The following is a 17,130-nucleotide window of genomic DNA, read 5'->3' as shown; positions in this document are numbered from 1 at the left end:
AACCATGATGCCCGCCCCATTGCAGGGCGGGCATCGTGTTCCGGATGATCATGCGGTCGGCGCTTGTCCTACAGCGGGCGGCGAGAGCGGCAGGTCGATGATGAAGGCCGTGCCTTCGCCGGGCAGGCTGTGCACGGCGATCTGGCCACCATGCGCGCTGATGATCTGCTGGCAGATGAAGAGCCCCAGTCCCAAGCCGCCGTTACCGCTGCCGGCCTGCTCGTACTGCTGGAAGATGCGGAAGTGGTGTTCGGGCGCGATGCCCGGGCCGTCGTCGCGGAAGATGATCTGGGCGTGGGCCTCGTCTCCGCTCACGCAGATCGTCAGTGGCACCGCAGGCGCGTAGCGCATGGCGTTGGTGATGAAATTGGCCAGCACCTGCTCGAGCCGGAAGCCATCCCACTGGCCGACGACGCCCGGCTGCAGCGTCATGCGCACCGGCATCTGCGCGCATTCGAGCTGCTCGGAGAACTGCTCGATCATGCCGGCCACCAGCTCGCCCAGGTCGGTCTGGGCCGGGTTGAGATAGAACTTGCCGGTGCGGATGCGCGAGATATCGAGCATGTCGTCGATCTGCCGGACCAGCGTTTCGACGAGGCGCGTTTCGCGCTTGACCATGCGCGCCGCCTTCTCGCTACACCAGGCGGCGGGGTCACCGGCTTCCAGCTGGCGCTCGCGCATCTGCGCGTGCAGCTTGAGCACGTTCAGCGGCGTCTTCAGCTCGTGCGCGGCGGCTGAAAGGAAGTCATCGCGGTTGCGGATGGCGATTTCCAGCTCGGCCTGCGTGGCCTTGAGCTGCGCCATCAGGATTTCCTGTTCGCGCTGCGCCGCCTGCAGCGCCTGCAGCTGGCAGGACAAGGTGCGCTTTTGCCGGTACAGGTCGACGAACACGTTGACCTTGCTGCGCACCGCGTGCACGTCGAGCGGCTTGTAGAGGAAATCGACGGCGCCGCTCTCGTAGCCCTTGAAGGCGTAGTTGAGCTCGCGCCCGGCGGCGCTGACGAACACGATGGGGATGTGCTTGGTGCGCTCGGTGCCGCGCATCAGTTCGGCGAGCTCGAAACCGTTCATGCCCGGCATCTGCACATCGACGATGGCCAGCGCAAACTCGTGCTGCAACAGCAGTTCCAGCGCTTCGGCGCCCGATGCGGCCTTGTGTACCGTGATGCCGGCATGGCCGATCAGCGCCTCGAGCGCGGCGAGGTTCTCCGGCAGGTCGTCGACCAGCAGCAGCTGGACCTTGTCGAGGGCGGTCATAGCGGTTCCTTGCCGGCCAGCGCGCACAGCGTGCGGGTGAGCTCGGCGAGCGTGAGGACGGCGTGCGGGGTCATCGTGTCGATCGCCGCCTGCGGCATGGTGGCAATGACCGCCTCGTCGGGCGATTGCACGAGCGCGAGGCCTCCCCGTGCGGCAATGGTGGCGAGCCCGGCGGCACCATCTTCGTTGGCACCGGTCAGCAGCACGCCGGCCAGGTGCTCGCCCCAGGCATCGGCGGCCGATTCGAACAGCACGTCGATGGACGGGCGCGAGTAGTGCTCCGGCGCATCGATGCTCAATGCGAAGTGACGGTCGCGTTCCACCAGCAGGTGGTAGCCAGCCGGAGCGAAGTGGATGGTCCCGGCACGTACCGGCTGCTTGTCGCGCGCCTCGATCACCGGCATGGCCGTGCGGGCGGCGAACAGCCGGGGCAGTACGCTGTCCTCGCGCTCGCTCAGGTGCAGCACCACGATCACCGGGTAGGGGTAGTCGATGGGCAGCCGGGGCAACAGCGCCAGCAGCGCCTCGACGCCGCCGGCGGAGGCGCCGATCACCACGGCTGAAATCGGGTGGGCAAGCAGCTTCATCGTTTGCGGAATATCCGTTCCTGGCGGGTCAGGGTCTCGAAATCGTCGGCATGCGCCGAGAACTGCACCGTTTCCTTGCTGCCCAGGCCGAGGAAGCCGCGATGGCACAGCGAATCGCGGAACAGGCCGAAGGCACGATCCTGCAGCGCGCGATTGAAATAGATCAGCACATTGCGGCAGGAGATCAGCTGGGTCTCGGTGAACACCGCGTCGGTGGCGAGGCTATGGTCGGCGAAGGTCATCTGCTTCTTGAGCTGGCGATCGAAGATCGCCGAGCCGTAGGCGGCGGTGTAGTAGTCGGAAAAGGCGCGCTTGCCACCGGCGGCCTGGTAGTTGCTGGTGAAACGCTGCACCTGCCCGACTGGGTAGATGCCATCCTCGGCGCGTTGCAGGCTGCGCGGGTTGATGTCGGTGGCGTAGATCAGGCTGCGTTCGAGCAGGCCTTCCTCGTGCAGCAGGATGGCCAGCGAATAGACCTCTTCGCCGGTACTGCAGCCGGCGATCCAGATCTTGAGCGAGGGATAGGTGGCGAGCACCGGCAGCACCTGTTCGCGCAGCGCGCGAAAATAGGCCGGATCGCGAAACATCTCGCTCACCGGCACGGTGAGGAACTGCACCAGATCGGAGAAGTGCTGTTGCGAGTGGATGACGCGATCTTGCAGCGCCGAGACGGTATCGCATTGCAACTGGACCAGCGCATGCTGCACCCGCCGCTTGAGCGAGGCGGGCGAGTAGTTGCGAAAATCATAGTTGTACTTGAGATAGATCGCCTCGATCAGCAGGCGTAGCTCGATCTCGAAATCGCGTTCCGGGTACAGGCGCGGATCGAAGCTCATCGCGTTCGTCCCGGTCGGGCGATCCAGACGCGCACCAGCGAGACCAGCGCATCCAGATCGATGGGCTTGGCCAGGTAATCATTGGCGCCGGCCGCGATGCAGCGTTCCTGATCGTCGCGCATCGCCTTGGCGGTGACGGCGATGATGGGCAGGTCGGCAAAGCGCGGCTGGCGGCGGATCTCGGCCATGGCTTGGTAGCCATCCATCTCCGGCATCATGATGTCCATCAGCACCAGATCGATCACCGGCTGCGTATCGAGCTGGTTGAGCGCCTCGATGCCGTTGCGTGCGATCACCACCTTGGCGCCCTTCGCTTCCAGCGCACTCGTCAGCGCGAACACGTTGCGCACGTCGTCGTCGACCACCAAGAGCGTTGCGCCCTCGAACGCGCGCTCGCGATTGCGCGCGATGCGCAGCATCTGCTGTCGCTCGGGCGGCAGCGCCGTTTCCACCTGGTGCAGGAACAGCGTCACCTCGTCCAGCAGCCGCTCGGGCGAGCGCGCGCCCTTGATGATGATGGAGTGCGAGTAGCGGCGCAGCATGGCTTCTTCATCGCGCGACAAGTTGCGACCGGTGTAGACGATCACCGGTGGGAAGGCGCTGAACTCGCTCGCCATGCGTTCGAGCAGCTGCAGGCCGTGCATGTCCGGCAGCGACAGATCGATCACCATGCAGTCGAACACCCGCTCGCGCAGCAGCTGCAGCGCTTCCTCGGCGTAGGCCACGCCGGTGATCACGATGTCCGGATCGGCAATCAGGTGGGTGATGCTCTCGCGCTGCATCGCGTCGTCCTCGACCAGCAGCAGGTGTTTGATCTTCTGCGACAGCCTGGCTTCCAGCCGCTCGAACACCGCCAGCAACTCGTCGTGTGCCGCCGGTTTGGCGAGATAGCCGACGGCGCCCATGTAGAGCGCGGCATCGCCGCGATCGAGGCTGGAAATCACGTGGGTGGGGATATGCCGGGTGAGCGGGTCTTCCTTCAGCTGTTCCAGCACCGCCATACCGCTCTGATCGGGCAGTTTCAGGTCGAGCAGAATGGCGTCGGGCCGATGCAGGCCGGCCAACTGCACGCCTTCCTGCGCCGTGAGCGCCACCAGGCAGGCAAAGCCGCGCTCGTGCGCGAGCTGGTAGAGGATGCTGGCAAAGCGTTCGTCGTCCTCGATCACCAGCATCACCCGGCCCTGCTCGGGCAAGGCGAGCCGGTCATCGGCGTAATGCTCGATGGGCAAGGATTCACGGGCCGGCGCTGCGGTGGCGGCCGGCGGCGGCGGGATATCGGCTTGTGGCTCATCGAGCGCGAGCGGCAAGTGCAGCGTGAAGGTGCTGCCGATGTTGGGCGCGCTGTCCACCTGGATGTTGCCACCGAGCAATCGGGCCAGATCGCGCGAGATTGACAGCCCGAGGCCCGTGCCGGCGTACTTGCGATTGGTGGTGCCGTCGGCCTGGCGGAACGCCTCGAAGATCACCTGCTGTTGTTCGGGCGCGATGCCGATGCCGGTGTCGCGTACGGCAAACGCGATGCCGTGCTCGTCGGCGCTGATGAACAGCGCCACCTCGCCCTCGTGGGTGAACTTGAAGGCGTTCGACAGCAGGTTCTTCAGCACCTGTTCCAGCCGGCGCTGATCGGTGTGCAGCGCGTGCGGCGCGTGCGGATCCAGCCGGGTGGTGAAGGCGATGCCCTTGTCGAGCGCCAGTTGCTGGAACAGTGCGTGCATATGGCGCTCGACCTGGGCCAGCGCCACGGGCTCGGCGTGCACGTCGAGCATGCCGGCCTCGACTTTACTTAGATCGAGGATGTCGTTGATCAGGTTGAGCAGATCGCTGCCGGCGTCGTGGATCATGCTGGCAAAGCGCACCTGCTCATCGCTGAGGTTGCCCTGCGGGTTGTCGGCGAGCAGCTTGGCGAAGATCAGCGCGCTGTTGAGCGGCGTGCGCAGCTCGTGCGACATGTTGGCAAGGAACTCGCTCTTGTACTGGCTGGCGCGTTGCAGCTCGCCGGCACGCTCTTCCAGCTGGTACTGCGCGTGGCGCAGCGCCTGATTGCGCTCGTTGAGGAAATCCTTCTGCTGCTGCAGGCGCTCGGATTGTTCGGACAATTGCTCGTTGTTGCGTTCGAGCTCGGCCTGCTGGTTTTCCAGCCGGCCCTGCGTTTCGCGCAGCGCATTCGATTGCTCTTCGAGCTCCTCATTCGCGGTTTTGAGTTCTTCCTGCTGGGTCTGCAGCTCCTCGTTCAGCTGCTGCGCCTCTTCCAGCGTGGCACGCAACTGCTCGCGGTAGCTGGCCGATTTCAACGCGGAGGCGAGATTGGCGGCGGCCAGCTGGGCGAATTCGAGCGCGCGTGCCGATACCGGCTCGACGAAGCCGAGCTCGGCCACGGCCAGCGCCTCGCCGCTATCGCCGATCACCGGCAGCATCAGGATCTGCCGTGGCACGCGCTCACCCAGCGCCGAACTCACCGGCAGGTAGTCGTTCGGCAGCTGCTCGAGCAGCGCTAGCCGCCCGTCACGCACCGCTTGCCCGGCCAGCGTTTCGCCTGTGGCGAACGTCGCGCGGGCGTGCTCGGGCGCCAGCGCGTAGCCGGCCGCCAGATGGAAGCGGTTGTCGTCGCGCTGGATATAGAACGCGCCGACCTGGGCCCCCAGATATTGCACCAGCTGTTGCAGTGCATTGCTGGCGAGCACGGCGATCGACTGCTGGCCGAGCAGCCGGCTGGCGAGTTCGGTCTGCCCGGTCTTGATCCAGGCCTGCTCGCCGAGGGCATCGGCCTGCTGCTGCTGCTGTTGCAAGGCGTCGCGATAGACCAGGGACAGCGCGAGCAACTGGCGCCTGCCGTTGTAGGCGAGGCCGCCGCCGACGATCAGCATCAGCAGCACGATGCAGGCCACGGACCAGGTCACCATATCGCTGCTACGCCGGCTGCGCGCATCGCGCAGCGCCTCCTCGCCGTCGATCACCGCGCCAAGCTCGGCCCGTATCGCATCCATCAGGTTCTTGCCGATCTCCGCCGAGACGTAGGTCGTGAAGTCCTGATTGCTTTGCTTGAGCGTGATGGCCCGCTCGCTGTACTCGCGCCACTGGCTGTAGAGCTGCGAAACCCGGGTCAGGCGCTCGCCGTGCTGGCGGTTGTCCGAGGTGGACTGGCGAATGGCGTCAAGCTCGAGCGGCGTGCGCGCGATCGCGTGGTTGTAAGGGTCGAGGAAATTGCGGCGCCCGGTCAGCAGGTAGCCGCGCATGCCGGTTTCCGAATCGACAACGAGCTTGCTGATTTCCTGCGCGGCGCCAATCACGCGGTTGGAATGATCGACCAGCCGCATCGTCGAGACGAGGTAGAGCAGCAGCGCCACGAACACGGCAGCGCTGGTGAGGCCCAGCAGCAACGGCAGCATCACGTTGCGCGATAGCACCTTGCGAAAGGCATCGGTTTGCGAGGGGGCGTGCGGGGTTGTGATCATGGCATACCGGGTGTAGGGGGTGGACTGGCTATGGCCTGTGCCAGCGCGTCGAACGTATAGGGTTTGCACAGCAGGGCGAAACGGCGGCGGCCCTCTTCGCTGAGTTTCTCGGCCGAATGGCCGGTGGTGACGACGACACGCAAGCCCGGATGCGCAGCCTGCGCGGCCAGTGCGAAGGCTTCGCCGCGCATTTCGCCATCGAGCTGCAGATCGGTGATCAGCACGCTGATATCGTCGTGCTTTGCCAGTTGTGCGCGGGCTTCATCGATTGTGCGGGAGCAGATCGGCCGATGACCAAGGCATTCCAGCTCCTCGGCGACGCATTCGAGCAGGTCGGCGTGATCTTCGAGTATCAGTACGGTCAGCATCGTCCCAGGTTCCGACCAGCCCGAGCCGGGCAGCGTGCCGGCGATGATCGCCGCCCGTACGCTTTGCTGCTATCAGCGGATTCTGATGCCGTGTAGGACGATGCCTACAAGATGCGCGCTTCGATGACGTTCTCGAGCGCGTCCAGATCGAAGGGTTTGGCCAGTAGCCTGATCGGGAACCCCAGTTGCGCCGCTTCGTCGACCAGATCGTGCCCGGAAGCCAGGATCAGTTGCAGCGTCGGTTGCATCTGGACCGCATCCTGTATCAGCTCCAGCCCCGAGCGGCCCGGCAGGCTGGCATCGGTGATCAGTACGTCATAACGCGATTGCGCCAGTGCGCCCAGCGCCGCCTCGGCACTGGAAACCGCCTGCACGTGATGCCCCAGCATTTCGAGATAGTCGAACACCGTGGCGCGCAACATGGCGTTGTCCTCGACGTACAGGATGTGTTGGGCGGCGCGCATTGAAGGGGGCTTGGCGGTGGCTAGAAGAGCAGCGTATGACGTCGGGCGCATTTGCGCAATTACCTAATCGTCATAGACGATCAGGGGTGGGCAATTGCGTGGCATCGCATACGCGCGCAACGCACTGCCAGGGGTTCAATCGGCAAGAAAGCGTTCGAGCAATGTGTTGAGGAAACGACGGCCCCGCTCGGTGGGCTGGACCCAGTCGCCCTCGCGTTCCAGCAATCCTTCACTACAGGCGCGTTCGATCTGCGGCAGCAGCGTGGGCAAGGGCAGGCCGGTGCGTTCGGTGTAGAGAGCGAGTGCAAAGCCGTCGGTAAGCCGCAGCAGATTCAGCATGAACTCGAACGGCAATTGCGCGCGCGTCAGCGTCTCCTCGGTCTGCACCGCCGAGCCCGCGGCCATGCGCGCGAGGTACTCGCCCGGCTGTTTGTAGCGCGCCTGGCGGGTGATGCGATCGGGAAAGCTGATCTTGGCATGCGCACCGGCGCCGATGCCGAGATAGTCGCCAAACTGCCAGTAGTTGACGTTGTGCCGCGCGCGGCGGCCGGGTAGCGCAAAGGCGCTGGTCTCATAGTGCTGGTAGCCGGCGGCGGCGAGCCGCGCCTCGATCGCATCCTGCATGTCGGCGGCGAGGTCGTCATCCGGCAGCGCAGGCGGGTAGCGGTGGAACAGCGTGTTCGGTTCCAGCGTCAGGTGATAGGCCGACAGATGGGTGGGCTTGAGCGCAATGGCCTGATCGATGTCGGCGAGCGCCTGTTCCAGCGTCTGTTCGGGCAGCGCGTACATCAGATCCAGGTTGAAGTTGTCGAAGTGGCGGTGCGCGATCTCGATTGCCGCCAGCGCCTCGTCGCGACCGTGGATGCGGCCCAGCGCCTTGAGCTTGGCGTCATCGAAGCTCTGGATGCCGATCGAGAGCCGGTTCACGCCGGCGGCGCGGTAGCCGGCGAACTTGTCGGCTTCGAACGTGCCCGGGTTGGCTTCCAGCGTGATCTCGGCATCGGGTAGCAGCTTGATGCGGGCGCGGATGCCGGCGAGCAGCGTATCGATCGCGCTGGCCGAGAACAGGCTGGGCGTGCCGCCGCCCATGAAGATGGTCGATACCGGCCGCCCCCACACCGACGGCAGACAGGATTCGAGGTCCGCCAGCAGCGCGGCGATGTACTCATCCTCCGGCAGCCCGCCCTTCTGGGTGTGCGAGTTGAAGTCGCAGTACGGACATTTCTGCACGCACCACGGGAAATGGATGTAGAGCGCCAAGGGCGGCAGCGCCGTGAGTTCCACCGCGGTGGGCGAGAGCGTGCGCTTGAGGCTGGCGAGGGATATGGTTTGCATGAGGGACTGCGGTGTTGCCGACGCTGGGAGTCAGCGGTGGTACGGGTTCTTCAGGTGATCGACCAGCCGGTGCAGCACGTCGCGCATCTGCGCTTCGGAGACTTCCATCAGCAGGCCATCCTCGAACGCGTCCTGCATCGCCTGGACCAGCTCGTCGAGGTTCTCGTTCATCACCTTCACCTTCTCGGTGCAGGAGACCACGCTACTGTCGTCACGGCGCCAGATGGCGTAGCGCGCTTCGTTGCCGCAGGCGCTCATAATCCGGTTTCCGCGAGCTTGGCGATCAGCGCACGCAGCGCGTGGCCGCGGTGCGAAATCTGTGCCTTCTCGTCCGGTGTGATCTGAGCGACGGTCTTGCCGAACTGCGGCAGCCAGAACAGCGGATCGTAGCCGAAGCCACCGTCGCCCTGCGGCGTGGTCAGCACTTCGCCCAGGCAAACACCGTCGGCGATCAGGGGCTGAGGATCGTCGGCATGACGCACCAGCACCAGCGCGGCGTAGTACCACGCGCGGCGATCGGCCTGATTGGCAAGCTCGGCCAGCAATTTCTCGTTGTTGTGAGCATCGGACTTGGGCTCGCCGGCATAGCGCGCCGAATACACACCCGGCGCGCCGCCAAGCGCGGCGACGCAGATGCCCGAATCGTCGGCGAGAGCCGGCAGTCCGGTCGCGCGCGCGGCATGGCGCGCCTTGGCGAGTGCGTTCTCGACGAAGGTGTGATGTGGCTCATCGGCTTCACTCACGCCCAGCTCGGCCTGCGGCACGATCTCGATATCGAGGGTGGCAAACAGCTTGGCGAATTCCTTGAGCTTGCCGGCGTTGTTGCTCGCCAGCACGATGCGGCGTGTCATCAGTAGGCCTTCTTGGTCAGGATCATCAGCTCCTGATCGCGCTTCATCTGGAAGCGGTTGAGGAAGCTGGTGCCGATCAACAGTGGCGTGTCATCGCCGCCTTCGCGCACGCCGGCGGGCACGTTGTACACGCTGACATTGCCGATCTTCACCTGCGGTAGCTGAACGACCCAGGCCTTGACGGTACCGTTAGCGGTGCGGCTCAGCGCCGGCTCACCCTTGGCGTAATCGATGCCCAGGCGCTGGGCCTGGGCCGTATTCATAGACAGATGCGTGGCGCCGGTATCGACCATGCCGGCCACGCTATTGCCATTGATCGTCACCTGGGAGAAAAAGTGGCCCTTGGCATCGGGGCTTAACACAATGCTGGCGCCTTCCTGATTGGCGTTGCCATTGCCTGCGATATAGCCCTCGCCTAGCAGCAGGCGGCGTTGCTTGCCATCCACCTCGAACACGGCGCTGTCGCCGTCGAGCTTCACCAGCTTGGCAACGCCCGCCTTCTGGCCGAGCGCCACCGTATGGCGTTTTCCATCGACGCTGACCACGGCCTTGCTTCCCATGGTGGCCAAGAGGGTGATCTGGTCGGCATGGACGACGCTGGCTGCGAGCAGCAGGCCTGCGATCAGGGTGCATTTCATGACAATACTTCCTCTTCGGTGGGCTGGATCTCGGCCAGCGCTTGTTCGATCAGGCGCCAGTCGGCGTCTTTGAGCAGTTTGGCGTCCGACAGCATTCTGCGCCAGTTGCGCGCACCACGCTGGCCCTGGAACAGCCCCAGGATATGGCGGGCAATGAAGCGCAGCGGCGTGCCGGCCGCGAGCTCCGCCTCGACGAAGGGGCGCAAGGTGCGGATCGCCTCTTCGCGGCTGGGCGCGGGACGGGTGTCGCCGTAGTACAGGCGATCCACCTCGGCGAGCACGTAGGGGTTGTGATAGGCGTCACGCCCGACCATCACGCCATCGACGTGTTCCAGATGCGTTTGTGCTGCCTCGTGGCTGGTGATGCCGCCGTTGACGATGATTTCCAGTTGCGGGAAATCACGCTTGAGCCGGTAGGCGTAGTCGTACTTCAGCGGTGGGATCTCGCGGTTTTCCTTGGGCGAGAGACCCTTGAGGATGGCGTTGCGCGCATGGACGATGAAGGTGGCGCAGCCTGCATCGGCTACCTGGCCGACGAAGTCGCGCACGAAGTCGTAGCGCTCCTCCGCATCGATGCCGATGCGATGCTTGACCGTGACCGGGATGTCGACGGCATCGCGCATCGCCTTGACGCAATCAGCCACCAGCAATGGCTCGCGCATCAGGCAGGCGCCGAACGCGCCCGATTGCACGCGCTCGGACGGGCAGCCCACATTAAGGTTGACCTCGTCATAGCCCCAGTTCCCGGCGATCTTCGCACAGCGCGCGAGGTCCGCCGGTTCCGAGCCACCCAGCTGCAGCGCCAGCGGATTTTCGATTTCGTCAAAGCGTAAGTGGCGCAGCGGCTCGCCATGCAGGATGGCGCCGGTGTTGATCATCTCGGTGTAGAGCCAGGCGTGGCGCGACAGCGTGCGGGCGAAGCGCCGGTAGTAGCGATCGGTCCAGTCGAGCATGGGCGCGACGCAGTAGCGGCGCGAGGGGGAAATCGGGGACATCGTGTACGTTTTCAGAGGGGGGCTCAGACGGCCAGCGCCTGTTGTTGTAGCGCGATCAGTTCGCGTATCCCGGCGTCCGCCAGATCAAGCAGCGCATTCATTTCGCTACGCGAGAACGGCACGCCTTCGGCGGTGCCCTGCACCTCGATGAAGGTGCCGCTTGCGGTCATCACCACGTTCATGTCGGTCTCGCACGCGGAATCTTCAAGGTAGTCAAGATCGAGTACCGGGGTCTCGCCATAGATGCCGACCGAAACGGCGGCCACCGCTTCGCGGATGGGGCTCTCGGCGAGCTTGCCGGCGGCGATCAGGCCGTTGATGGCGTCGGTGAGCGCGACGAAGGCACCGGTGATGCTGGCGGTGCGCGTGCCGCCATCGGCCTGGATCACGTCGCAGTCGATCACGATCTGGCGCTCGCCCAGTTTCTGCAGATCGATGATGGCGCGTAGCGAGCGGCCGATCAGGCGCTGGATTTCCTGGGTGCGCCCGCTTTGCTTGCCTTGCGCCGCTTCACGCTTCATGCGCGAGCCGGTGGAGCGCGGCAGCATGCCGTACTCGGCGGTCACCCAGCCCTGGCCCTTGCCCTTGAGGAAGGGCGGCACCGATTCCTCGACGCTGGCGGTGCAGATCACGCGGGTTTCGCCGAACTCGACCAGGACCGAACCTTCGGCGTGGCGGGTGTAGTTGCGGGTGAGGCGAACGGGGCGAAGCTGGCTGGGCTGGCGTTGCGAAGGGCGCATAAGACCTTGAATCCAAGAAAATTCAAAGGATTATACGCGTGCGCTGCTGCACAGGGCTACTTGGAATACTTGGTAATGGCAGCCTGGATTTCGGCGATGGCGCGCTCGATGTCGTCTTCGGTCACCTCACCCGTGCGTTTGACTTCGATCGGGTCGACATGGGTGGCGATGGTGTTCTGGTCGAGCTTTTGCGTCGAGACGAAGGAGTCTTCGTCCATGCCGTCTTCTTCTTCGTGCCAGTTGATGGCGAGCGCAGTCAGGTTGTCGCTGAACTTGCCGCCGCGCAATTCGGCGCGATCCATCAGTTGCGGGATGGCGAACAACACGGGGAAGGCGCCGAGGAAATGGGTGATCTCGTCGTCGGGCAGCGAGCCCCAGAACCCATCGGTGCATAGCAGCACCGTGTCGCCGTCAGCAAGCGCGATCTTGCCGCCCAGTTCGATCTCGGGCGGGTACGAGCCGCCCAGGCAAGAGTAGATCTTGTTCTTTTCGGCGTGGGTGCGCGCCTCTTCCTCGGTGATGGCGCCGGCTTCGACGAGCTTCCTTACCTTGGAATGATCGCGCGTTTGCGCCGCCACCCGGTGCTCGCGCAGCAGGTAGAGCCGCGAATCGCCGACGTGCGCCCAGTAGGCGATGCCGTCCTGCACCACACAGGCCACGCAGGTGGTGCGCGGCACTTCGATCATATGGTGGTTGGCGGCGTAGTGGTAAATGGCCTCGTGGCAGCGCTGAAAGGCATCGGCCAGGAATTGCGATGGGTTCGCGAGCGCCGGGTCGGCCTTCTTCTGGAACTGGTCGGTCAGGAGCTCGACCGCGATCTGCGCGGCCACTTCGCCATGCAGATGGCCACCCATGCCGTCGGCTACCACCAGGAGCAGCGCATCGCGGCTGTACGAGTAGCCCATGCGGTCCTGGTTGTACTTGCGCCCGCCCTGGCGGGTCTCCTGGAAAATAGTGAATTTCATTCGCTGACTCGCGAAGGTTTGGCGGTGAAGTTAAGCCAGGTACGGCGCAGCGAGCGGATCAGGCCGGGACGATGCCGCGGCACCGACGCCGGTTCCAGCAGCAGCTTTTGCAACTGATGCACGCTTTGCGGCCGCATGTCGGCATTGAGCGCCAAGCATTGCTGGATCAGCGTCAACAGCTCGGGGGAGTAGCGATCGCCCCAGCGCTGAGCGACGTCGGGCAGCTTGTCTTCCTTCTGCCGCTGATCCGCAGGCGGCGGCGCCGTGCCGGCAAGGCAGGCGTACATCGAGGCGCCCACGCCGTAGATATCGGTCCACGGGCCGTGGCTGTCCTTCTTGTTGTACTGCTCGGGCGCGGCAAAGCCTGGCGTATACATGGGGGTGAGCCGCGAATGTTCGCTGGTCAAGGTCTGGCGGGCGGAGCCGAAATCGAGCAGCACCGGCGAGCCATCGCGGCGGATGTAGATGTTGGCCGGCTTGATGTCGAGGTGCAGCAGCTTGTTCAGGTGTACTTCGCGCAGGCCGTTCAGCAGGTGATAGAACACGTGGCGGATCAGCTTCTCGTCGACGCCTTCGCGATCGTGCTTGAGCTGGATTTCCTTTTGCAGCGTGCGTCCGCGCTCGTACTCCATCACCATGTAGACGGTATCGTTGGCGCGGAAGAAGTTGATCACGCGCACGATATTGGGGTGCTGGATATGCGCCAGCGTCTTGCCTTCCTCGAAGAAGCACTTGAGGCCGTGGCGGAACAGCGCGAGGTTCTCATCGTTGCTGGCCATCACCTGCGAGCCTTCCTGGCGCAGCACCAGCGAGTTGGGCAGGTACTCCTTGATCGCAACCGGGTAGTCGTTCTCGTCGTGGGCGAGATAGACAATGGAAAAGCCGCCAGCGGACAGCAGCTTGGCGATTGTGTAGTTCTGCAGCTGGTAGCCGCGAGCAAGGGGCTGATTGCTGGGGGAGGCCATCGGGATTGTTATACTGGACCGCTTTGAAACCCATTGTGGGTTCAGCGTCGCGCAAATGTAAAGCTTGGTCCCCACCAGGTGTCGCGGATTCAAGGCGGCAAGCCGCCAGGAGAAAACATGATATTCAGCATGACCGGCTTTGCCGTCGTACAACGTGAACTGGCCGAGGGCACGCTCAGCCTGGAGCTGCGCGCGGTCAACCACCGTTATCTGGACCTCACCGTGCGCTCGCCCGAGGAAGTGCGCAGCTTCGAAGGCATGTTGCGCGAGCGCATTGCGGCGAAGATGGCGCGCGGCAAGATCGAATGCCGGATCGGCTTCAACGCGCAGGCGGCAGCGGGCGTGGAGCTCGTGCTCAATCGCGAGTTGCTGCAGCAGTTGGTGGCGGTGGCGCGCGAAGCGGGCGAGCTGGTGCCGGCCGGCGGCGAAATGCGCTTGGGCGAGCTGTTGCGCTGGCCCGGCGTGCTGACGCAGGCCACGGCCAGCAGCGATGCGCTGAACGAGGCGTTGCAGGGCCTGCTCGATGAGGCACTGGCCGAATTGGCCGCCAGCCGCGGCCGTGAGGGCGAGAAGCTCAAGGCGCATTTGCTGGAGCGCATCGCCGGCATGGAGGCCATCGTGGCCGACGTCAAGCCGCGTGTGCCGCAGCTGGTGACCGAGTACGAGGCCAGGCTCAAGGCGCGTTTCCTTGAGGCGCTCAGCGGCGGCGACGATGATCGCGTGCGGCAGGAGATCGTCGTGTTTGCGCAGAAGATCGACGTAGATGAAGAGCTGTCACGGCTGGGCGCGCATTTCTCCGAGATCCGCCGCATCCTGGAAAAGGGCGGCAGCGTGGGCAAGAAGCTCGATTTCCTGATGCAGGAACTGAACCGCGAGGCCAACACGCTGGGATCGAAATCGGTATCGGTCGAAACCAGCCGGGCGTCGATCGAGCTCAAGGTGCTGATCGAGCAGATGCGCGAGCAGATCCAGAATATCGAGTGAGGTGTGAAGCGTGGGGGGAGTGGCGATCTCGCAACTTGATGACTTTGCTCGCGTGGCGCAGGACTTCTGTGACTGGGCCGAGGCACCCGCAAGGTCAGTGGATGAAGAGGTCGGAATTGCCCTCAGGCTTGTTTCGCAGTTGTACAGTCACGCGTTGAACCTTCCTGAGCTCTTCGATGAGGAGGAAGTCCCGGACACTGCTCATCAGGACTGGTTCGCGATTTTCAAGCGATTCGGCGCGCTCCCATTCAATTACTACGGTGCTTGCTTCGAACCTACTGATGTCGCCGATTCGTTGCCTGGTGTCGGGGATGTTGCAGACGATCTTGCTGACATCTGGCGTGACCTGAGGGGCGGATTGGCGCTGCATCAGAAGGGAAATCGGCCTGCCGCCGCGTGGGCGTGGCGTAACTCGTTCCACACGCATTGGGGGCGGCACGCGACCAGTGCGCTTTATGCGCTCCATTGTTGGCAGTCGTTGCACCATCAGCGTGGTTCTTGATGGGCTTGAGTAGTGGGTTTGACGTAGCCGCTTAGGTGATGGCCTGAATAACTAGCTTCCTGTATTCCCCATCACCCACTGACCAATTGCCACGCCATGCGCGTGGCCAACACGATCAGCAAACCGGCGAACATCCGCTTGAGCATTGGCACTGGCAGCCGGTGCGCGGCGGCGGCGCCGAGCTTGGCCAGCGGAAAGCTCGCCAGCGCGATACCGACGAGGGCCGGAAGGTAAATGAAGCCGACGCTGCCTTCCGGTAGCCCCGCTACGCCCCAGCCGCTGACGATGTAGCCGATGGCGCCGGCTGCCGCGATCGGCAGGCCGATGGCGGCCGAGGTGCCGATTGCTTCTTTCACCGGCACGTTGTGCCAGGTCATGAACGGCACCGACAGCGAGCCGCCGCCGATGCCTACCCAGCTCGACAGCACGCCGATGCCGGCGCCCCAGGCGCTGGTCGTCGCGCGGCCCGGCAACTGGCGGTGGGCTGCCGGTTGCCGGCCAGCCAGCATCTGCGTGGCCACGGTATAGGCAAAGACCACGAACAGCCACTGCAGCGTAGGGCCGCTCATGATGCCGGCGAGCTGGGCACCGCCGAAGGTGCCGAGCACGATGCCCGGCGTGATTGCGCGCCAAAGCGGCCAGCGTACGGCGCCGCGCGCATGGTGGGCGCGCAGGCTGGATATCGACGTGACGACGATGGTGGCGAGCGAGGTGCCGAGCGCCAGGTGCTGCGCATGCGCGTCACCGATACCGACCAGATGGAACATTGCAAGCAAGGCCGGCACGATGACGAGTCCGCCGCCGACGCCCAAGAGGCCGGCCAGAAAGCCGGCGACGACACCAATGGCAAGGCAGGCGAGAAGGGCGGTCAAGAGCATCGGTTCAGCGCAGCAGTTGTAGCAGGAAATCCCACTCGCTCGCCGTCACCGGTGTGATCGACAGTCGGTTACCCCGCTGCAGCACGCGCATGCCGGCCAGTTGCGGGTGCTGGCGCATGGCGTCGAGCGAGAGCAGCGGCGTCTTGGCGACAAAGCGCACATCCACCTGCTGCCAGCGTGGTTGTTCGGGCGTCGACTTCGGGTCGAAATACTTGGACGCCGGATCGAACTGCGTCGGGTCGGGATAGGCCGCGCGGCAGACTTCGGTCAGGCCCGCGATGCCGGGCGCGGGGCAGCTGGAGTGGTAGAACAGCACGCCATCGCCCAGCTGCATCTCGTCGCGCATGAAGTTGCGCGCCTGGTAGTTGCGCACCCCGTACCAGCCGACGCTGCCCATGCGGGCGAGATCGTCGATGCTGACATCGTCGGGTTCGGATTTCATCAGCCAGTAGGCCATGCGGGGCTCCGGATTGGTCGATGCCACGACCATAGTCGAGGCCGCGCCGGTGGTGCAAGCTACTTGAGGAAGGTGTCCCAGCACAGCTTGGCCAGCAGTGCGCAGGCAAGGAGCAGAAACAGCTGGCGCACCCGCGCGCTGCCACCGGAGAGGGCCAACCGGCTGCCGACCTGGGCGCCGGCGATATTGGCGATCGCCATTGGAATGGCGAGTGCAAACAGCACCATGCCGGCCGGAATGAAGAACACCAGCGAGGCGGCGTTGGTGGCGAGATTGACGATCTTGGCCGACGCGGAAGCGCGCAAGAAGTCGAAGTGGAAGCAGCGTACGAACAAAAAAATCAGGAACGAGCCGGTGCCCGGGCCAAAGAAACCGTCGTAAAAGCCGATCGCGGTGCCGATGGCAAGGCCGGTGTAGAGATCGCGCCGGGTGAGCGGTCGGCCGGCATCGACGGTGCCGAATTCCGGCTTGAGCCAGGTGTAGGTCAGCATGGCCGCGAGCAGCACGATCACCAGCGGCCGGATCAGGTCGGCGGGCAGGAAGTGGATGGCACGTGCGCCGAGATAGGCGCCGACGAAGGCGGCGGCGGCGCTCGGCAGCAGGATATGCCAGTCGAGCTGCACCCGCCGCGCGTAACGCCAGGTGGCCGACGCCGTGCCCATCATCGCGGCGAACTTGTTGGTACCCATCAGCATGGCCGGCAGTTCGCGCGGCAGCGTGGCGAAGAGGCCGGGAACCAGAATCAGCCCGCCGCCGCCAACAGCGGCATCGATCAGGCCCGCGGTAAAGGCGAGCGGGATCAGAATGGCGAGTTGCGACAGCAGGTCGTGGGTGAGCAGGGCGTCGAGCATGCGGC

General features: G+C 64.6%; 19 protein-coding genes. 2 read left to right on the top strand and 17 right to left on the bottom strand.

Going from position 1 to position 17,130, the window contains the following annotated elements:
- Nucleotides 1-48: 48 nt before the first annotated feature.
- From NLI84_RS05365 to NLI84_RS05300, 14 genes are all read right to left on the bottom strand, one after another.
- Nucleotides 49-1,257, bottom strand: a complete 1,209-nt coding sequence (locus tag NLI84_RS05365) for a hybrid sensor histidine kinase/response regulator (protein WP_255988702.1) — start codon at nucleotides 1,255-1,257, stop codon at nucleotides 49-51.
- The gene (locus tag NLI84_RS05360) at nucleotides 1,254-1,844 is read right to left on the bottom strand and encodes a chemotaxis protein CheB (RefSeq protein WP_255988701.1); all 591 of its coding nucleotides are present in this window, start codon (nucleotides 1,842-1,844) and stop codon (nucleotides 1,254-1,256) included. Before NLI84_RS05360 ends, NLI84_RS05365 begins: the two co-directional genes overlap by 4 nt.
- On the bottom strand, nucleotides 1,841-2,680 hold the full coding sequence (locus tag NLI84_RS05355) for a CheR family methyltransferase (RefSeq protein ID WP_255988700.1): 840 nt from the start codon (nucleotides 2,678-2,680) through the stop codon (nucleotides 1,841-1,843). Before NLI84_RS05355 ends, NLI84_RS05360 begins: the two co-directional genes overlap by 4 nt.
- The gene (locus NLI84_RS05350) at nucleotides 2,677-6,132 is read right to left on the bottom strand and encodes a response regulator (protein ID WP_255988698.1); all 3,456 of its coding nucleotides are present in this window, start codon (nucleotides 6,130-6,132) and stop codon (nucleotides 2,677-2,679) included. Before NLI84_RS05350 ends, NLI84_RS05355 begins: the two co-directional genes overlap by 4 nt.
- Nucleotides 6,129-6,500, bottom strand: a complete 372-nt coding sequence (locus tag NLI84_RS05345) for a response regulator (protein WP_255988697.1) — start codon at nucleotides 6,498-6,500, stop codon at nucleotides 6,129-6,131. The genes NLI84_RS05350 and NLI84_RS05345 overlap by 4 nt, the downstream gene beginning before the upstream one ends.
- 104 nt (nucleotides 6,501-6,604) lie before the next feature.
- Nucleotides 6,605-6,964, bottom strand: coding sequence for a response regulator (locus NLI84_RS05340; RefSeq protein WP_255988695.1), 360 nt, complete (start codon nucleotides 6,962-6,964; stop codon nucleotides 6,605-6,607).
- Between the two features lie 135 nt (nucleotides 6,965-7,099).
- Nucleotides 7,100-8,299, bottom strand: a complete 1,200-nt coding sequence (gene hemW, locus NLI84_RS05335) for a radical SAM family heme chaperone HemW (RefSeq protein ID WP_255988693.1) — start codon at nucleotides 8,297-8,299, stop codon at nucleotides 7,100-7,102.
- Nucleotides 8,300-8,329: 30 nt separating this feature from the next.
- On the bottom strand, nucleotides 8,330-8,557 hold the full coding sequence (locus tag NLI84_RS05330; RefSeq protein ID WP_255988692.1) for a hypothetical protein: 228 nt from the start codon (nucleotides 8,555-8,557) through the stop codon (nucleotides 8,330-8,332).
- Entirely contained in the window at nucleotides 8,554-9,150 is a 597-nt protein-coding gene (gene rdgB, locus NLI84_RS05325; RefSeq protein WP_255988691.1) for an RdgB/HAM1 family non-canonical purine NTP pyrophosphatase, read from the bottom strand. The genes NLI84_RS05330 and rdgB overlap by 4 nt, the downstream gene beginning before the upstream one ends.
- Entirely contained in the window at nucleotides 9,150-9,788 is a 639-nt protein-coding gene (locus NLI84_RS05320; protein ID WP_255988689.1) for a retropepsin-like aspartic protease family protein, read from the bottom strand. The genes rdgB and NLI84_RS05320 overlap by 1 nt, the downstream gene beginning before the upstream one ends.
- A complete protein-coding gene (dusA, locus tag NLI84_RS05315; protein WP_255988687.1) occupies nucleotides 9,785-10,783 on the bottom strand; it encodes a tRNA dihydrouridine(20/20a) synthase DusA in 999 nt (332 codons plus the stop codon). Before dusA ends, NLI84_RS05320 begins: the two co-directional genes overlap by 4 nt.
- Nucleotides 10,784-10,806: 23 nt before the next feature.
- On the bottom strand, nucleotides 10,807-11,523 hold the full coding sequence (gene rph, locus NLI84_RS05310; RefSeq protein ID WP_255988686.1) for a ribonuclease PH: 717 nt from the start codon (nucleotides 11,521-11,523) through the stop codon (nucleotides 10,807-10,809).
- 56 nt (nucleotides 11,524-11,579) lie between these two features.
- Nucleotides 11,580-12,488, bottom strand: coding sequence for a PP2C family protein-serine/threonine phosphatase (locus NLI84_RS05305; protein ID WP_255988685.1), 909 nt, complete (start codon nucleotides 12,486-12,488; stop codon nucleotides 11,580-11,582).
- Nucleotides 12,485-13,453 (bottom strand): serine/threonine protein kinase, encoded by a 969-nt coding sequence (locus NLI84_RS05300; RefSeq protein WP_255988683.1) that lies wholly within the window; start codon nucleotides 13,451-13,453, stop codon nucleotides 12,485-12,487. Before NLI84_RS05300 ends, NLI84_RS05305 begins: the two co-directional genes overlap by 4 nt.
- Nucleotides 13,454-13,570: 117 nt before the next feature.
- Here NLI84_RS05300 and NLI84_RS05295 point away from each other — a divergent pair, with 117 nt between their 5' ends.
- Nucleotides 13,571-14,437, top strand: coding sequence for a YicC/YloC family endoribonuclease (locus tag NLI84_RS05295; protein ID WP_255988682.1), 867 nt, complete (start codon nucleotides 13,571-13,573; stop codon nucleotides 14,435-14,437).
- 19 nt (nucleotides 14,438-14,456) lie between these two features.
- Nucleotides 14,457-14,939, top strand: a complete 483-nt coding sequence (locus tag NLI84_RS05290) for a DUF5063 domain-containing protein (protein WP_255988681.1) — start codon at nucleotides 14,457-14,459, stop codon at nucleotides 14,937-14,939.
- 71 nt (nucleotides 14,940-15,010) lie between these two features.
- Here the strand turns inward: NLI84_RS05290 and NLI84_RS05285 are convergent, their stop codons facing one another.
- From NLI84_RS05285 to NLI84_RS05275, 3 genes are read right to left on the bottom strand one after another with little or no spacing between them, the layout of a single operon-like run.
- Nucleotides 15,011-15,817 carry a sulfite exporter TauE/SafE family protein gene (locus NLI84_RS05285; protein ID WP_255988679.1) on the bottom strand — a complete coding sequence of 269 codons (807 nt, stop codon included), beginning with the start codon at nucleotides 15,815-15,817 and terminating at the stop codon, nucleotides 15,011-15,013.
- A 4-nt stretch (nucleotides 15,818-15,821) separates the two neighbouring features.
- On the bottom strand, nucleotides 15,822-16,274 hold the full coding sequence (locus NLI84_RS05280) for an EVE domain-containing protein (protein ID WP_255988678.1): 453 nt from the start codon (nucleotides 16,272-16,274) through the stop codon (nucleotides 15,822-15,824).
- Between the two features lie 59 nt (nucleotides 16,275-16,333).
- On the bottom strand, nucleotides 16,334-17,125 hold the full coding sequence (locus NLI84_RS05275) for a sulfite exporter TauE/SafE family protein (RefSeq protein ID WP_255988677.1): 792 nt from the start codon (nucleotides 17,123-17,125) through the stop codon (nucleotides 16,334-16,336).
- Nucleotides 17,126-17,130 lie beyond the last annotated feature (5 nt).

The sequence above is a fragment of the Chitinolyticbacter albus genome, from assembly GCF_024437655.1.
Lineage (GTDB): Bacteria > Pseudomonadota > Gammaproteobacteria > Burkholderiales > Chitinibacteraceae > Chitinolyticbacter > Chitinolyticbacter albus.
The sequence above is the reverse complement of the archived record's forward strand: the minus strand, read 5'-3'. Positions and strand labels throughout refer to the sequence as shown.

Excerpts from the sequence above, each read along its gene's own strand:
- NLI84_RS05360 (WP_255988701.1), bottom strand. The coding sequence starts at position 1,844 with ATGAAGCTGCTTGCCCACCCGATTTCAGCCGTGGTGATCGGCGCCTCC.
- NLI84_RS05285 (WP_255988679.1), bottom strand. The coding sequence starts at position 15,817 with ATGCTCTTGACCGCCCTTCTCGCCTGCCTTGCCATTGGTGTCGTCGCC.
- NLI84_RS05280 (WP_255988678.1), bottom strand. The coding sequence starts at position 16,274 with ATGGCCTACTGGCTGATGAAATCCGAACCCGACGATGTCAGCATCGAC.
- NLI84_RS05355 (WP_255988700.1), bottom strand. The coding sequence starts at position 2,680 with ATGAGCTTCGATCCGCGCCTGTACCCGGAACGCGATTTCGAGATCGAG.
- NLI84_RS05275 (WP_255988677.1), bottom strand. The coding sequence starts at position 17,125 with ATGCTCGACGCCCTGCTCACCCACGACCTGCTGTCGCAACTCGCCATT.
- NLI84_RS05345 (WP_255988697.1), bottom strand. The coding sequence starts at position 6,500 with ATGCTGACCGTACTGATACTCGAAGATCACGCCGACCTGCTCGAATGC.
- rdgB (WP_255988691.1), bottom strand. The coding sequence starts at position 9,150 with ATGACACGCCGCATCGTGCTGGCGAGCAACAACGCCGGCAAGCTCAAG.
- NLI84_RS05305 (WP_255988685.1), bottom strand. The coding sequence starts at position 12,488 with ATGAAATTCACTATTTTCCAGGAGACCCGCCAGGGCGGGCGCAAGTAC.
- NLI84_RS05340 (WP_255988695.1), bottom strand. The coding sequence starts at position 6,964 with ATGCGCGCCGCCCAACACATCCTGTACGTCGAGGACAACGCCATGTTG.
- hemW (WP_255988693.1), bottom strand. The coding sequence starts at position 8,299 with ATGCAAACCATATCCCTCGCCAGCCTCAAGCGCACGCTCTCGCCCACC.
- NLI84_RS05295 (WP_255988682.1), top strand. The coding sequence starts at position 13,571 with ATGATATTCAGCATGACCGGCTTTGCCGTCGTACAACGTGAACTGGCC.
- NLI84_RS05350 (WP_255988698.1), bottom strand. The coding sequence starts at position 6,132 with ATGATCACAACCCCGCACGCCCCCTCGCAAACCGATGCCTTTCGCAAG.
- NLI84_RS05365 (WP_255988702.1), bottom strand. The coding sequence starts at position 1,257 with ATGACCGCCCTCGACAAGGTCCAGCTGCTGCTGGTCGACGACCTGCCG.
- NLI84_RS05320 (WP_255988689.1), bottom strand. The coding sequence starts at position 9,788 with ATGAAATGCACCCTGATCGCAGGCCTGCTGCTCGCAGCCAGCGTCGTC.
- rph (WP_255988686.1), bottom strand. The coding sequence starts at position 11,523 with ATGCGCCCTTCGCAACGCCAGCCCAGCCAGCTTCGCCCCGTTCGCCTC.
- dusA (WP_255988687.1), bottom strand. The coding sequence starts at position 10,783 with ATGTCCCCGATTTCCCCCTCGCGCCGCTACTGCGTCGCGCCCATGCTC.
- NLI84_RS05330 (WP_255988692.1), bottom strand. The coding sequence starts at position 8,557 with ATGAGCGCCTGCGGCAACGAAGCGCGCTACGCCATCTGGCGCCGTGAC.
- NLI84_RS05300 (WP_255988683.1), bottom strand. The coding sequence starts at position 13,453 with ATGGCCTCCCCCAGCAATCAGCCCCTTGCTCGCGGCTACCAGCTGCAG.